Annotated in this window: 13 protein-coding genes and 1 riboswitch; of the genes, 10 read left to right on the forward strand and 3 right to left on the reverse strand. The window is 39.2% G+C overall.

The features are described 5' to 3' along the window. Positions 1 to 374 precede the first annotated feature (374 nt). The 6 genes from nikC (at position 375) to MHH70_RS15055 (ending at position 8611) form a co-directional block, all read left to right on the forward strand. A complete protein-coding gene (gene nikC / locus MHH70_RS15030) occupies positions 375 to 1265 on the forward strand; it encodes a nickel transporter permease (protein ID WP_107943628.1) in 891 nt (296 codons plus the stop codon). Between the two features lie 13 nt (positions 1266 to 1278). Continuing rightward, positions 1279 to 2244 carry an ABC transporter permease gene (locus tag MHH70_RS15035; RefSeq protein ID WP_066164738.1) on the forward strand — a complete coding sequence of 322 codons (966 nt, stop codon included), beginning with the start codon at positions 1279 to 1281 and terminating at the stop codon, positions 2242 to 2244. Positions 2245 to 2270: 26 nt separating this feature from the next. Continuing rightward, the gene (locus MHH70_RS15040) at positions 2271 to 3305 is read left to right on the forward strand and encodes an ABC transporter ATP-binding protein (RefSeq protein WP_107943629.1); all 1035 of its coding nucleotides are present in this window, start codon (positions 2271 to 2273) and stop codon (positions 3303 to 3305) included. Next, complete coding sequence (locus MHH70_RS15045) at positions 3277 to 4290, forward strand: dipeptide ABC transporter ATP-binding protein (RefSeq protein ID WP_107943630.1); 1014 nt, start codon at positions 3277 to 3279, stop codon at positions 4288 to 4290. The genes MHH70_RS15040 and MHH70_RS15045 overlap by 29 nt, the downstream gene beginning before the upstream one ends. Positions 4291 to 4370: 80 nt before the next feature. Further along, positions 4371 to 5531 carry an exonuclease SbcCD subunit D gene (locus tag MHH70_RS15050; RefSeq protein ID WP_342471869.1) on the forward strand — a complete coding sequence of 387 codons (1161 nt, stop codon included), beginning with the start codon at positions 4371 to 4373 and terminating at the stop codon, positions 5529 to 5531. Next, positions 5528 to 8611: an SMC family ATPase gene (locus MHH70_RS15055; protein ID WP_342471870.1), complete on the forward strand. Its 3084-nt coding sequence runs from the start codon at positions 5528 to 5530 to the stop codon at positions 8609 to 8611. Before MHH70_RS15050 ends, MHH70_RS15055 begins: the two co-directional genes overlap by 4 nt. Positions 8612 to 8711: 100 nt before the next feature. Here MHH70_RS15055 and MHH70_RS15060 read toward each other — a convergent pair whose 3' ends face one another. Together MHH70_RS15060 and MHH70_RS15065 are read right to left on the reverse strand one after the other, a co-directional pair. Further along, positions 8712 to 8822, reverse strand: a complete 111-nt coding sequence (locus tag MHH70_RS15060) for a hypothetical protein (RefSeq protein ID WP_235616092.1) — start codon at positions 8820 to 8822, stop codon at positions 8712 to 8714. Between the two features lie 77 nt (positions 8823 to 8899). Further along, a complete protein-coding gene (locus tag MHH70_RS15065) occupies positions 8900 to 9226 on the reverse strand; it encodes a DUF4870 domain-containing protein (protein ID WP_066164752.1) in 327 nt (108 codons plus the stop codon). Between the two features lie 182 nt (positions 9227 to 9408). Here MHH70_RS15065 and MHH70_RS15070 point away from each other — a divergent pair, with 182 nt between their 5' ends. From MHH70_RS15070 to thiT, 4 genes are all read left to right on the forward strand, one after another. After that, positions 9409 to 10161, forward strand: a complete 753-nt coding sequence (locus tag MHH70_RS15070) for a DeoR/GlpR family DNA-binding transcription regulator (protein ID WP_342471871.1) — start codon at positions 9409 to 9411, stop codon at positions 10159 to 10161. After that, positions 10158 to 11069: a 1-phosphofructokinase gene (gene pfkB / locus MHH70_RS15075; RefSeq protein WP_342471872.1), complete on the forward strand. Its 912-nt coding sequence runs from the start codon at positions 10158 to 10160 to the stop codon at positions 11067 to 11069. The genes MHH70_RS15070 and pfkB overlap by 4 nt, the downstream gene beginning before the upstream one ends. Positions 11070 to 11082: 13 nt before the next feature. After that, complete coding sequence (locus tag MHH70_RS15080; RefSeq protein WP_342471873.1) at positions 11083 to 12954, forward strand: fructose-specific PTS transporter subunit EIIC; 1872 nt, start codon at positions 11083 to 11085, stop codon at positions 12952 to 12954. Positions 12955 to 13056: 102 nt separating this feature from the next. Beyond that, positions 13057 to 13164, forward strand: a riboswitch (TPP riboswitch). A gap of 91 nt (positions 13165 to 13255) precedes the next feature. Beyond that, positions 13256 to 13810, forward strand: coding sequence for an energy-coupled thiamine transporter ThiT (thiT, locus tag MHH70_RS15085; protein WP_342471874.1), 555 nt, complete (start codon positions 13256 to 13258; stop codon positions 13808 to 13810). Positions 13811 to 14922: 1112 nt separating this feature from the next. On the opposite strand, the gene MHH70_RS15090 is transcribed toward thiT, so the two are convergent. Next, complete coding sequence (locus tag MHH70_RS15090) at positions 14923 to 15387, reverse strand: hypothetical protein (protein ID WP_342471875.1); 465 nt, start codon at positions 15385 to 15387, stop codon at positions 14923 to 14925. Between the last annotated feature and the right edge of the window lie 108 nt (positions 15388 to 15495).

Here is a 15495-nt window from a genome sequence, read left to right on the forward strand (position 1 = left end):
TATTGAAAAGGCACTATATTCATATATATACTGTTATTCATACTGATTAAATTTTATCTTCATTCAGCAAATGTTTTTTGGTGTAAAAAAGCGTCAGCATATACTTCTTCTGTTGTACAAATCACCGTAACTATGTGGACTAAAGGGTGTTGCACCAGCAAGTAAGTATAGTAGTTGTGTGCTATGTTTACAGCAATAAGACAAATATTTAATATTTAAGAGGAGAAAGCTCCCGCTGCATGGTAAGATAAGTATTTGGCGGATGTAACAGATTTTTGTATATTCACTTAAATGGTCTGAATGCATTTTAAGCCGAGGTATCTAACGATAAATGCAATTATCTGAACAGTTTGATTAATGAAAGGGTGATCACAATGAGCGTGCAAACTGAAAAGGTTTCAAGCGCAACAAGAAGTAATCCACGAGTAGAGGCTTTTAAAACCTTCTCAAAGAGATTGCTGAAAAATAAGGCTGCAGTAGTTGGGGGCTTAATTATTTTATTCATTATACTAGTCGGTATATTTGGTCCAATGTTTTTGAAAACAGATCCAAATGCGCAAAATTTAGTGAATAAACTTCAACCACCATCAAAGGACCATTGGTTTGGAACTGATAATTTTGGACGAGATATATTTACTCGTATTATTTTCGGTACACAACTCACATTGAAGGTAGGGTTTTTATCAGTATTTATCGGTGGAGTTATCGGTGTAGTATTAGGAATCGTTGCTGGTTATTATGGTGGACTAGTTGATACGATTACGATGCGCCTTATGGATATTCTGCTTGCTTTCCCAGGTATTTTATTAGCATTAGCAATTGTATCTGTATTAGGTGGTAGCTTAACAAATGTAATTATTGCGGTAGGTATTTTCTCTGTGCCAGCATTTGCCCGAATTGTTCGGGGATCTACGCTGCAAGTGAAAAAATTGGAATATATAGATGCTGTAAAGGCACTCGGTGCAAGTGATGGGCGTATTATTTTCCTACATATTTTACCTAATATTATGTCACCAATTATTGTTCAAGCAACAATGCGTATTGCAACAGCTATTTTAACTGCCTCTGGTTTAGCTTTCCTAGGTTTAGGTGCACAGCCGCCAGAGCCTGAATGGGGCGCAATGTTAAACGAAGGGCGTACTTATATGCATAATGCAAGTCATATGGTAATGTTCCCGGGTATGATGATTGTTATTGTTGTATTAGCATTTAATATATTCGGAGACGGTCTACGTGATGCACTAGATCCAAAAATGAAGCAATAAAGGAGGGGCAGCTATGACAAAATATATTATTCGTCGTTTGTTACAAACGATTCCAGTATTACTTGGGGTATCGATTTTAGTATTTTCATTGATGTTCCTTATTCCTGGGGATCCTGCACGCGTAATGGCTGGTGAAGGAGCTTCAGAGCAAACAATTGAAAATCTACGTGAGAAATTAGGGTTAAATGACCCAGCATATGTACAGTATGGTCGCTTTCTGACAAGTGCGGTAAAAGGGGACTTAGGAAACTCAGTTCGTAGTGGTCGCCCTGTAATGGATGAAATTTCAGCTCGCTTTTGGATTACGGTAGAATTAGCAGTATATTCAACGGTTTTGGCTGTGTTTATTGGCTTAATTGCAGGTATTGTTTCTGCTGTACGCCATTACACATTAACAGATATTTTCATAATGATTATCGCCTTATTCGGTTTATCTATGCCGAACTTCTGGCTCGGTTTAGTATTAATTCAATGGTTCGCATTAGGGAATTTACCATTCGGTATACCTATGCCTGAATGGCTCTTCGAAATTGTTCAAATGCGACCTTCTGGTTGGGGTGAGTCATGGCGACAAATGGTGCTGCCAGTTATTACGTTAGGTACTGGTGGAGCAGCTATTATCGCTCGTATGACCCGTTCCTCTATGCTTGAAGTAATCGGACAAGATTATATTCGTACAGCTCGTGCAAAAGGGGTTTCAGAGCGTATTGTTATTTATCGACATGCACTTAAAAATGCTTTAATTCCTGTAGTAACAGTAATTGGACTTGAATTTGGTGGCTTCTTAGGTGGAGCGGTCTTAACAGAAACGATTTTTGCAATTAACGGTATGGGACGTCTAACAATCGATGCGATTAGGCAGCGGGATTTCCCAATTGTGCAAGGAACCGTACTAGTTATTTCGGTCATTTTCGTACTAGTAAACTTACTTGTAGATATTTCATATAAATTCTTAAATAAACGAATCGACTTGAATTAGTTTAAGGTGAAATGAGGTGAATCATTGTGACACAACAATTAGAAAATATTTTAGAAGTGAATGACTTACAAACTGTTTTTTCAACTGACGGTGGTGAGGTACGTGCGGTTGATGGTGTCAGCTTTGTCGTACCAAAAGGAAAAACAATTGGTATTGTGGGGGAATCTGGTTCAGGTAAAAGTATTACATCTTTATCAATTCTTCGCCTTTTAGCGAAAAACGGGAAGATTAAAGATGGCGAGATTCTTTTCAAAGGAAAAGATTTACTGAAGCTATCGGATAAACAAATGCGTGATATTCGAGGAAATCAAATTTCAATGATTTTCCAGGAGCCGATGACTTCGTTAAACCCTGTTTATACAGTAGGACAACAAATAAGTGAAACACTTATTATTCATAAAAAGATTTCCAAGCAAGAGGCAATGAAGCAATCGGTAGATATGCTGAAACTTGTAGGAATTCCTTCTCCTGAAAAGCGTGTAAAACAGTATCCGCATGAGCTTTCAGGGGGGATGCGTCAACGTGTTATGATTGCCATGGCATTGGCGTGTGACCCAGAAATTTTAATTGCGGATGAACCAACAACTGCTCTTGACGTAACAATTCAAGCGCAAATTTTAGAGCTTATTCGTGATTTACAAAATCGCTTAGGCATGTCTGTAATTATGATTACACATGACCTAGGTGTAGTAGCAGAAACATGTGACTATGTAGCTGTTATGTATGCAGGTCAGGTAGTAGAATATTCGGATGTACGTACGTTATTTAAAAATCCGAAGCATCCATATACACTGGGGCTACTAAACTCTTTACCGCGTCACGATGTGGATCAAGAAAAGCTTATTCCGATTAAAGGAATGGTGCCAAGCCCACACGAAATGCCTATAGGCTGTCGTTTTGCACCACGTTGCCCAGTGGCTACAGAGGGTTGTCATACTAAGCCACCTGTGCTTGAAAAGAAGGGCAATAACGAGCAAATTCGTTGCTGGATGTACTCAGAAGAGTGGGATGGCGATTCGGAGGTGACGCTATATGGCGAAAAAAGAACTGTTAAAGGTTGAGGGATTAAAGCAATACTTCCCGATTAAAGGTGGCTTTCTTGGTCGTACAGTGAACCACGTAAAAGCACTGGATGGTGTTTCATTTACAGTTTATGAAGGTGAAACTGTAAGTATTGTAGGAGAATCAGGTTGCGGTAAATCAACAACTGGCCGTGCTATTTTAAGATTGGAGGAGCCTACAGAAGGTGTTGTAGAGTTCCAAGGTACAGATTTAACTAAGATTTCTAAAGGAGAAATGCGTAAGTTCCGCAAAGATTTACAAATTATTTTTCAGGACCCTTACGCTTCGATAAATCCGCGTCAAACAGTAGCGTCTGTTCTGAACGAGGCGATGCAAATTCAAAATGTATTGCCAACCAATCAGCGACGTGCGCGCATCGAGGAGCTTTTGGAAACGGTAGGTTTACGTCCATATCAAGCGGACCGTTATCCACATGAATTCTCTGGTGGTCAGCGTCAACGTATTGGTATTGCGCGTGCGCTTTCTGTAAATCCAAAGCTAATTATTTGTGATGAGGCGGTATCTGCACTAGACGTATCGATTCAGGCACAGGTTTTAAACTTATTAGAGGAATTACAAAATGAATATGGCTTAACATATTTATTTATCTCGCATGATTTAGGGGTAGTACGACATATTTCAGACCGTATTATCGTTATGTATTTAGGGAAAATTGTAGAGATTGCAGATAAGGTTAGCTTGTTTGAAAATCCACAGCACCCATATACGAAAGCATTACTATCAGCAATTCCTGTTCCAGATCCAGATGCTAAAAAAGAGCGGGTTATTTTAAAAGGTGATGTACCATCACCAATCGACCCGCCAAACGGCTGTCGTTTCCATACGCGCTGTCCATTTGCGACAGATAAATGTCGTACAGAGGAGCCAGTGTTACGTACATCTGACTTGATGAAAGAAGGCCATCAAGCGGCATGTCACTATATGGAAGACATCACAAAAGGTGCATTGACGCCAAATTATTAGTAGTATAAGGGGTGTTTGAAAAGTCGGTGTGTATTGACTTTTCAAACACCCCTATTGATTTTTTATAAGGAGTTGCTATCATGAAAATTTTTCATACGGCAGACTGGCATTTAGGAAAGCTTGTACAAGGTGTATATATGACAGACGAGCAGCGCTTTATTTTAGAGCAGTTTATTGCAGCGATTGATGAAGAACAGCCGGATGCTGTTATTATCGCTGGTGATTTGTATGACCGTGCCATACCTCCAGTAGAGGCAGTGGATTTATTAGATGATATATTAAGTAAAATTGCATTGCAGCGAAAAATTCCTGTTCTAGCTATTGCGGGCAATCATGATAGTCCTACTCGCTTACAGTTTGGACGTCAGTTAATGGAACGAGCAGGCTTACATATCGCTGGAGAGATAAATGCTATATGGCAGCCAGTCATTTTAAATGATGAACATGGTGAAGTTCATTTTCACTTCATTCCATTTACGGAGCCAGCAATAGTAAAGACCATATTGCAGGATGATAGCATCACTACATACGATGAAGCGATGAAAAAAGTGATTGAGCAAATTATGCCAACTTTAAATTCGGATGCACGCCATATAGCTATTGCCCATGCCTTCGTAACACCAAATGGTGATAAGCAAGAGAATACAAGCGACTCAGAGCGACCGTTGGTTATCGGTGGCTCAGAATGTGTCGATGCCCATTATTTTGCACCATTTCATTATACGGCGTTAGGGCATTTACATCGCGCACATTATGTGCTGAATGAAACGATACGTTATGCAGGCTCACCTCTTAAGTATTCAGCATCAGAAGCTAATCATGAAAAAGGCTTCCTAATTATAGACTTAGCCGCTGATGGTACAGTTACCGTAACGAAACGCCCACTTATTCCTCGCAAAGATTTACGTATTGTAGAGGGTACTTTGCAGGAAATTTTACGCCATCAAGAAAGTGAGGACTATGTTTTTGTTCGTCTAATTGATACGACACCAGTAATTGGTGCAATGGAACAAATACGTACAGTTTATAAAAATGCATTGCATGTGGAGAGAAAAGCAATGTTTTTGGAACGTGATGAAGAGCAAATACCAATGCGTGACCAACTAGATGAACGTACATTATTTCAAGGCTTTATGAAGGAAATGACAGGCGAGGAACCCTCAGCTATTGCATGCAAATTATTTGATGAAGCTTTACAGGAGCTTTTAAAGGAAGAACGTGAGGAGGAAAAAGTGAAATGAAGCCAATTCGTTTGACTCTTCAAGCATTCGGGCCATATAAGCATAAGGAGGTAATCGATTTTAGTGAGCTACAAAAACATCGTTTATTTGTGATATCTGGACAAACAGGTGCAGGCAAGACGACTATTTTTGATGGTATTACCTTTGCTTTATATGGTGCGGCAAGTGGACAAGATCGTAAAGAAAATAAATCGATGCGCAGTGATTTTGCTGAGGATGATGTGCATACAGCAGTAGAGCTTGTTTTTGAGGTGCGCGGTACTACGTATCGTGTAAAGCGTCAATTAGCGCATATAAAAAAGGGACGTAAGGCAGCGACAGGCGAAGCATATGAATTTATGCGATTACAAGAAAATGGGGTAGAACAACCCGCTGTTGAGCGACAAAAAGTAACGGATATTAATAAAAAAATTGAGGAATTAATTGGCTTATCCTACGACCAATTTAGCCAGATTATTATGTTACCACAAGGTGAATTTCGCAAGCTGCTCACCTCACAATCAGATAATAAAGAGGCAATTTTACGAAAAATCTTCAAGACGGAGCGCTATGGAGAAATTGCTAAAAAACTTGAACAGAAAAAGCAACAGGCTGAGCAGCAGCAAAAAATGGCTATTGCGCGCAGTGAAAGCTATGTAGAACAACTTGTAGGAGCGTTACCGAAACGCGATTCATTGCTTTTTGAGCGTTTGCAAGATGAGTCTAATTTATATCAAATTGATGAGGCTTTAGAGCAGGAGCTACACTACTATGAATTGAAGGCAGATGCTGATGTTAAGCATTATCAAGAAGCATTTGCACAACATGAGAAGCAGCAAAGAATCGTTTTAGAATGGCAGCGACTGAATGAGCGAATCGAGAATTTTGAGCAAAAGAAGCGGGAACTTGCAGCTAAAAAGCTAGAGCAGGCATTATTTGAAAATAAGAAAAGGCAATATGAGGCGGCTACGAAGGCACAGCAGCTTATTCCAATAGCTGAACAATGTACACAGCTACAGCAGGAAGAGGCTAATAAAGCGGCTATGTTAACGACATTATTGGCAAAAAAAGAGCAGTTACAACAAGAGCGGCAACAAGCATATGCCATATTACAAACAGAAAAAGAACGAGATAATGAACGATTAACATATCAGCAGGAGCTGAAGGAGCTAGAAAAAATCAAACCGCTTTATGAGGAAATCGCATTGCTAGCCAGCGCTGTTGAAAAGCAGCAGCAACAGCTCCATTTACAGCAAAAAAATATTCATCATGCTAATGAGCAGATTGAAAAATTGAAGCAACAAATGAATGAACAGCAAAATTCGATTGAAAAGCAAGAAGAGCAAGTGGCAAGGCTACCGAAATTATTAGAACAGCAGCAATATCTGAAGGAAGTGGTAGCCCTATTTAAAAACTTAGGAGATACAACTGCAAAGGAGCAGAAATTGGCTGAGCAGCTCACAAATATAAATCAGCAATATGAGGAAGCTCAGCAACATTATGAACGAGAAATGGAGCGTTGGTTAGCAAATCAAGCGCATATGCTGGCACTTGAGCTAGTATCTGGTGAACCGTGCCCGGTTTGTGGCAGTACGGAGCATCCTGCGATTAATGACAGTGCAACTGAGCAAGTGGAGCAACAACAATTACAGTTATTTAAAGAGCGAGCTGACAAGCTACACAAGCAATGTATGCAGCTTACAACAGAGTATCAATTGGTATTGCAAGGGCAAGAGCAGCTACAACAGCAGCTTCAGCAATTAGATGCTGAAATTGCTGAGGAGTCCACCTATTTAACGCGTTATCAGCAGGGCAAGAATGAAATCATACAATTGCAACATGTAGTAGGAAATTTAGTAGACTGTCGTCAAAAGCTAAAGGATATGCAGCTTACAATTATTCAGCATGAACAAGAGCAAAAACACAATGAGCAACAGCTACAGCAAGTTCAACATGGATTTATTCATCAGCAAACGGTACTAGAGCAAAAACGTTTAAGTATGCCATCAGCGATTAGTAGCATCAAGCAGCTAGAGAATACATATCAGCAAAAGCAACAGCAGCTCTTTGTATTACAGCAAGCATTAAGTAATGCGCAGAAGCATTATGATGAATCCTATGCTAGCTATTTAAAAATAACAGAAACGTACACGCTATCAATTACACATCATGAAGAATTACAGCAAAAGCTTGTATTAGTGACGGAGCAATTCAACAAGAAACTACAAGAATTAGGATTTACGACAGAGGAAGAGTTTGTCAGCTCATGTCGTACAGAGCAGCAAATACAGCAATTACAACAGGAATATATGAACTATACAAATGAGCTACATGCTTTAACGTTGTTTGTCGAGCAAGAAAAGCAGCAATTAGCTAATGCAGAAAAGGTAGATATAACAGCTGCACAGGAACAGCTACAAGCATATAAGGAGGCATATGAGGAGGCGTTACGAACTGCCAATACCTCAAAAAATTACAAGCAACTTTGTTTAGAATATAAAGACAAGCTATTGCAAATAGCGGATGAAATTCATTCGTTAACACAAACGGCGAATGAAGTAATCATGCTTTATAATGTGTTGCGCGGGCAAAATCAGCGGAAAATTTCCTTCGAACGTTATGTACAAATGGGCTATTTAGAGCAAATTACTGAGGCGGCGAATCACCGCCTAAAACATTTATCGAATGGGCAGTATCAATTAGTATGCTCTGACCGCCAAGAATCGCATGGACGACAAAGTGGGCTAAGCTTAGACGTATATGATAGCTATACAGGGCAAACTCGCGATGTTAAATCATTGTCCGGTGGAGAGAAATTTAATGCCTCTCTATGTTTAGCGTTAGGCATGGCTGATATTATTCAAAGCTTTCAGGGCAATGTGCAAATTGATACGATGTTTATTGACGAAGGCTTCGGGTCTCTTGATGAAGAATCATTAATGCGTGCGATTGATACTTTAATCGACTTGCAAAAATCAGGTCGCATGATTGGCGTTATTTCTCATGTAGCTGAGCTAAAGGCAGCCATTTCGACTGTTTTGCATGTTGAGAAATTGAAGGAAGGCTATAGTCGCACCATGATTAAAGTGCCAAGTGTATAGCATAAAAAAAACGGCTGTCTAGAAGTTGTAGATTTTTTGCGACGAATTATCGCGGAACTACATTACTTTCCAGACAGCCGTTATTGATGAAAGAGTTACATTATTTGCGGCGAACGGTAGGCTGTTTCTTATCGTTAAGTATTTTTTTGATGATTGGATAAGCAACTGGTGCCCATTTTATAGCTGTTTTTACAATTTTACCGAGTTTCATAATATATTCGCTCCTTCTATTTTGATTCAGAGAAAGCTTTCAATTAGTGCTTTTATTATACCCTACCAACTCTGCCGTTAAACATTACGGAATACTAGCACCGCTTGGACGATATTCCAAATGACGAATGCTAAATAAATTAATCCATAAAGCAGCATCCCACCAAAGCCTGCAAAAAATAAAGTCGCATCTTCCTGTGCCCCACCAAATATCGTAGTGAAGATAAAGAAAACACCTACAGCAATCCCTATGACAATAGGAATAACATGTGAAATCAGTGCGCGTTTTGCATGGTAGCGAACCTCTTCATCCTTCGATACTAGCCATACAATAATTGGCGCTATAAATGGTGCAAAGAAGATACTCAAATAACTAAGTGCACTTAAAATTTTACGGTCCTCCATGAAATCATCCCCTATAAAAATTTTACTTTAATCTAATTTTATCTACGTATGAAGACAAATAGAAGTTTCAAAAAGATTTTGTGAAGAAATATGAATTTTTTTGAATGAATTTGAAATAAAGTTGTTGATTAATCTTATAATTCTAATTATTATATAGCTAATAGTATGTTGGGGGTGGAACGATGCTAACAGTTGAGCGACAGCATTTAATTCGTGAGCTTTTAAAACAACAAGAGATTGTAACGATGCAAGAATTAATTGAAATAACGAAAGCGTCCGAATCAACAATCCGCAGAGATTTAATTCAATTAGAGCGCGCTAAAATATTAAAGCGCATTCATGGAGGCGCTTCAAGATTGCAAGGCAAATTAATTGAGCCAAGTATTTCTGAAAAATCCTTCAAAAACCTTCAGGAGAAAAAAGCACTTGCTGCTTATGCAGCGAGCTTTGTAGATGATGGTGATTGCATTTATTTAGATGCTGGAACGACGGTTTATGAAATGATTCCTTATTTACAGCAGAAAGAAGTAGTTGTTGTCACAAACAGTGTGCATCATCTTGATTTATTAATAGAAAATAATATTAAAACTTATTTAATCGGTGGTGCAATTAAGCATAAAACAAAGGCAATGATTGGACGTGGTGCGCTAATTAGCCTTGAGCAATATCGTTTTGATAAATGCTTTATTGGGGCAAATGGTGTACACCTTGAATATGGCTATACAACGCCAGATCCAGAAGAAGCGATGCTTAAAAAAGCAGCTATACAATTAGCGCGGGAAGCATATGTGCTAGTAGATGCTTCGAAATTCGAGGAAGTATATTTTGCTAAAATAGCTGACTTGCAGGAAGCGATAATTATTACAAATGAAATTAAAAATAATATGCAAAAAACATTGCATGCAAAAACTAAAGTAAAGGTGGTCGAAGCATGATTTACACGATGACATTAAATCCATCTATTGATTATATCGTGGAAGTAACACCTTTTCAGCTAGGTGCACTCAATCTTATTCAAAAAGAAGCAAAATTTCCAGGGGGCAAAGGAATAAATGTATCGCAAGTGTTGAAGCGATTAGGGACAGATAGCAAGGCATTAGGATTTGTAGGAGGCTTTACAGGTAATTATATTGTGAATGCCTTACAGCAAAAGGGAATAGCGACGGATTTTGTTCATGTTCAAGAGGATACGCGCATTAATATTAAGCTTAAGACGGGACAGGAGACGGAAGTCAATGGACGTGGACCGACAATTCAAGAGCTGGAGCTAGCAAATTTATTGAATAAAATTAATCGATTGGCTGATGGGGATGTACTTGTATTAGCAGGAAGTATTCCACAGTGTCTGCCAGCAACAATTTATGAAACAATGGCAGCGACAGTGACGCAAAAAGGTGCGAAGGTAGTTGTTGATACAACAGGCGAAGTATTATTAAATGTTTTGCCAAATAGCCCATTTTTAATTAAGCCGAACCATCATGAGCTTGGTGAGTTATTTAATGTCACGATAGAAACTATAGAAGAGGCAATTCCTTATGGGAAGCGACTTGTTGAAATGGGCGCACAGCATGTGATTGTTTCAATGGCTGGTGCTGGTGCTTTGTTATTCAGCAAGGAGTTGGCGCTTTATGCAAATGTACCGAAGGGTGTACTGAAAAATTCAGTAGGTGCAGGCGACTCTGTCGTGGCAGGGTTTTTGAGTTGTTATTTTCGCATGGGAGATGTGCAGCAGGCATTTCGGTATGGGGTGGCTTCTGGTAGTGCTACGGCCTTTTCATTAGAGCTATGTACGCAAGCAGAAGTAGAGGAGCTACTGCCGCAAATTCAATTAATTCACGTATAAGGGGGAGAGAAGGATGAGGATTACTGAGCTGTTGAAAAAAGATACGATGATTTTAAATTTAGCTTCAACATCTAAAGAGGCGGTGATTGATGAGCTAGTATCGAAATTAGATGTGGCTAATAGATTAGTAGATGCTAAAGCCTTTAAAGAAGCTATTTTAACACGCGAAGCACAAAGTACGACAGGTATCGGGGAAGGGGTGGCGATACCACATGCTAAAACAAACGCAGTGCGCACGCCAGCACTCGCTTTTGGACGCTCACAGGCGGGTGTTGATTTTGAGGCATTAGACGGTCAGCCAAGTCATTTGTTTTTTATGATAGCTGCCTCAGAGGGGGCGAACAATACGCATTTAGAAACATTATCGCGCTTATCGATGTTATTAATGGATGCGGCATTCCGTGAGCAGTTATTGAAGGCACAATCAGAGGATGAAATTTTAGCACTTATTGATAGTCAGGATCATGAGGATGAAGAACAACCAATAGTGTCAGCAAAGTCAGTAGCTTCACCCGGGGCAAAAATTTTAGCTGTAACTGCGTGCCCAACAGGTATTGCTCATACGTATATGGCTGCTGATGCACTTAAAACAAAGGCTGCTGAAATGGGTGTGGATATTAAAGTTGAAACGAATGGCTCAACAGGTGTGAAAAATGCGCTAACGGCAGAGGAGATTGCGGAAGCGACGACTATTATTGTAGCGGCAGATAAACAGGTTGAGATGGCACGCTTTGCTGGGAAGCATGTGATTCAAGTGCCAGTAGCAGATGGCATTCGAAAAACGCAGCAGTTAATTGAGCGTGCGTTAGAGCAAGATGCACCTATTCATACAGCAACAGGAAAACAGGAAGGAACAGAAAAGGAGAAGCGCTCAGGCTTTTACAAGCACTTAATGAATGGTGTATCAAATATGCTTCCGTTTGTTGTTGGTGGCGGTATTTTAATCGCAATATCGTTTATGTTTGGAATTAAAGCATTTGACCCGACAGATCCTTCTTATCATCCAATTGCCGAAGCATTGAACACAATCGGTGGTGGTAATGCATTTGGTTTAATGATTCCAGTATTAGCGGCATTTATCGCGATGAGTATTGCAGACCGACCAGGCTTTGCACCGGGGATGGTTGGTGGCTTCATGGCAGCAACAGGTGGGGCAGGTTTTTTAGGTGGTTTGATTGCAGGGTTTTTAGCGGGTTATTTAGTGCTTGGTCTGAAAAAAGTATTTGATAAATTGCCTACGTCACTAGAAGGAATTAAGCCTGTACTGCTTTATCCTCTATTTGGCATTTTATTTACAGGACTTATTATGATGTACATTATAATTGAGCCTGTAAAAGGGGTAAATGAGGCAATTACATCGTGGTTATCTAGCCTCGGGACAGGAAACTTAGTTATGCTTGGTTTATTGCTCGGTGGTATGATGGCAGTTGATATGGGTGGACCGATTAATAAAGCGGCCTTTACATTCGGTATCGCTATGATTGATGCGGGAAATTTTGCACCACATGCAGCAGTAATGGCAGGGGGTATGGTGCCACCATTAGGTTTAGCACTTGCGACAACATTTTTCAAACGCAAATTTTCCAAAAGGGAAAGAGATGCAGGGAAAACATGCTATATTATGGGCGCATCTTTCATTACAGAGGGCGCAATTCCATTTGCAGCAGCAGACCCAGTCCGAGTGATTCCAGCTTCAATTATAGGTGCAGCAGTAGCAGGGGCATTAACGATGATATTTGGTATTGGACTTCCTGCGCCACATGGTGGTGTATTCGTTTTCCCTGTTGTTGAAGGAAACCCAATCCTATACTTGCTAGCAGTAATAGTAGGTTCCATTGTCACAGCGCTTATTGTTGGCTTATTGAAAAAGCCAGTAGCTGAATAACTAGATATGCATTAGTTAACTACTTTCAGTAATCCACTAAAACGTATTGAAATACAAAGCGATATTCAGTACAATGAAACTGTTCTAACAAATAAATCATCATATGACCACAAGGGGAGCCGATTAAGTCGGCTGAGATTGTACACTCGTTGTACTGACTCTTTGAACCTGTAAGTTAAAGCTTGCGTAGGGATGTGGATAGAAACCGACTTCTAAGCGATGTTAGGCTCTGTCCTAACATTGCTTTTTTGTTTTCTATTCTTCCTCTTGGTTCCAATGAACAAAAGAAAGGAGACTTGTTATGAACAATAAAAATTTAGTAATTTTAATGGAAATCGCGATTATGGCAGGACTTAGCTTTATTTTAGGCAAGCTGGCATTTAGTCTTCCACAGGGCGGCTCAATAAGCTTTGGCATGCTACCAATTGTATTAGTAGCGTTTAGACATGGTGTACTTGCTGGTATGGCAACAGGATTTCTTGAGGGTATAATCAGTGCGATGATGGGCGGCTATATTTTGCATTGGTTTCAGGCCGTTTTAGATTTTGGGCTAGCCTCAACGGTAGTTGGTTTGGCAGCAGTAATGCGCAAGCCACTATTAAATGCGCTTCATGAAAAAAATAAAAAAGCGATTACACAATATATGACGATAGGCGTTTTGCTCGGTGCTACTCTTTCGTTTATTACGCATGTGTTATCAGGTGTTGTGTTCTTCTCTCAATATGCAGGAGACCAAAACCCATGGATTTACTCAATTATTTATAATGCAACACATATGATTCCGTCTGCTATTTTAACAATAATTGTAGGCTCTTTATTGTTTTCAACTGCGCCAAGATTATTAAAGGTAGCATAAAGTAAAATATCAAGAGGTTATCTGAAAAATCATTTTGAGACGACCACTTTGTACCGAAAGCGAAGCGATAGGTACAAGCATTTTAGCGAATATTTGATATAGAGTTAGGGAGGCTGTCCAAAAAGCCGTGCATAGCGGGCATTTTGGACAGTAGCGATGATGTTTCACAAAATGTTGATTCATATAAAGTGAACCTTCAATTAGTGGGGGCTTTGCCCCCCACTGATTGGTGATAGAGGAACACAAGCTAGGATCTTCGCATCCTGCGAAAACGCTTGTGTGACCAACATCGTGTTGGCCTCATTCTTAGTTTTTACAGGCTGTTTGATCCCCCACTTAAACATCCTGTTTTTATCTGCTGTTTTGAAGTGGGGGTCTTACAGCCTGCTTCTGCGGTTACTCGTCGCAAACAAATTTGTTAATACGCGATAAACAGAAAACGCCTCTTTTAAAAATGGGATGGACATTGGTTTTAGCTGCGCTATCCTTCAGTAAAAGGGAAGCGATGAAAACATCGATTTCAATGCGGTGTCAAAATAAAATAGACTTTTCGGACAACTCCCTTTGGTAGTTGATGAAAATGAATGAAATTTTCAGCCAAGAGCTATAGCAATAAGCAGTCCAAAGGATATTGAGCAAATTAGGATAATTGGGACTAATAGAAGACCTATATATCTTAATAATCTACTCCCTGTTTTCATTTTGAAGCCTAAAACCCCCACTACAAAGCTCAAGATAAAACAAAGCAGTCCTACGCCACAAAATATATAAAACAAGGTTACCTCCCAAGTAGTAAGAGGCGGTGGTCCTCCAGGCGTAGCTATACTTCTATTCCACCCTACTGACACACTTGAAAGAATAAAAAATAGCATGCCTAAAACTGCAAGAATTATTGAATATATGGAAAGCCTATTCATAAAAAACCCTCCTAATCAAACCATTTATAATTGATGATTTTAGCAAAGAAGAAAGGGCTGTCTCAAAAATCGAGCTTCTCCTCAGTACAATGAAAAATTAGCTTTATGCTTATTTTAAATTTTACGCCTTGGCATAATTGATTTGAATAAGCAATACCAAAAACGACCAAAATACCGACTTAGCACGGTTGCCTCCTAAAGCGTTTCTTTTAATAATGCTTTAATACGTCGTTTATCCGCATACATACTTTGATAAATCCAAAGACCTTGCTTATAAAAAATATCAGCAGATAAATGAAAGCCTAAAGAAAGGGCAATTACGTGAAATAATACGGGCATGTAAAAAAGAATATCGATTAACCAACTTGTTTGAAGGTGGCAATATTTCACTAGTAATACATACATTAAATGCAAAAGAGTAGAAAGGAAAACTAAAATACCCAAACCCATTACTATCGATATATAAAATGGGACGTATTGAAATGAGGAGGTATAACGTAAAAAGCCTCCCAATAATACAAAGCAAAAACTTAGTAACGCAATACCTAATAACCTTGTTTCTGTCATTTTAAAATTATTAAGTAATAACTTAACAATGATAGATGTTAAAATGAAAATAGGGATGATAAATAATACTAAATAAATAGCTAAGCTTGTCATTGCATCACCTCATGCGTTTGAGTAAATGCTTAATTATTGTAATTTTCGGAAAATTTATAATTTTGTTAATGGAAGTCCATTATACAATTTATTTGTACATTTGTGGTA

Origin of the sequence: Metasolibacillus sp. FSL H7-0170 (assembly GCF_038593115.1) — a bacterium.
Lineage (GTDB): Bacteria > Bacillota > Bacilli > Bacillales_A > Planococcaceae > Metasolibacillus > Metasolibacillus fluoroglycofenilyticus.

What these genes read in the sequence shown, in the direction of transcription:
- nikC (WP_107943628.1), top strand. Translation starts at nt 375, where the DNA reads ATGAGCGTGCAAACTGAAAAGGTTTCAAGCGCAACAAGAAGTAATCCA.
- MHH70_RS15035 (WP_066164738.1), top strand. Translation starts at nt 1,279, where the DNA reads ATGACAAAATATATTATTCGTCGTTTGTTACAAACGATTCCAGTATTA.
- MHH70_RS15045 (WP_107943630.1), top strand. Translation starts at nt 3,277, where the DNA reads ATGGCGAAAAAAGAACTGTTAAAGGTTGAGGGATTAAAGCAATACTTC.
- MHH70_RS15050 (WP_342471869.1), top strand. Translation starts at nt 4,371, where the DNA reads ATGAAAATTTTTCATACGGCAGACTGGCATTTAGGAAAGCTTGTACAA.
- MHH70_RS15055 (WP_342471870.1), top strand. Translation starts at nt 5,528, where the DNA reads ATGAAGCCAATTCGTTTGACTCTTCAAGCATTCGGGCCATATAAGCAT.
- MHH70_RS15060 (WP_235616092.1), bottom strand. Translation starts at nt 8,822, where the DNA reads ATGAAACTCGGTAAAATTGTAAAAACAGCTATAAAATGGGCACCAGTT.
- MHH70_RS15065 (WP_066164752.1), bottom strand. Translation starts at nt 9,226, where the DNA reads ATGGAGGACCGTAAAATTTTAAGTGCACTTAGTTATTTGAGTATCTTC.
- MHH70_RS15070 (WP_342471871.1), top strand. Translation starts at nt 9,409, where the DNA reads ATGCTAACAGTTGAGCGACAGCATTTAATTCGTGAGCTTTTAAAACAA.
- pfkB (WP_342471872.1), top strand. Translation starts at nt 10,158, where the DNA reads ATGATTTACACGATGACATTAAATCCATCTATTGATTATATCGTGGAA.
- MHH70_RS15080 (WP_342471873.1), top strand. Translation starts at nt 11,083, where the DNA reads ATGAGGATTACTGAGCTGTTGAAAAAAGATACGATGATTTTAAATTTA.
- thiT (WP_342471874.1), top strand. Translation starts at nt 13,256, where the DNA reads ATGAACAATAAAAATTTAGTAATTTTAATGGAAATCGCGATTATGGCA.
- MHH70_RS15090 (WP_342471875.1), bottom strand. Translation starts at nt 15,387, where the DNA reads ATGACAAGCTTAGCTATTTATTTAGTATTATTTATCATCCCTATTTTC.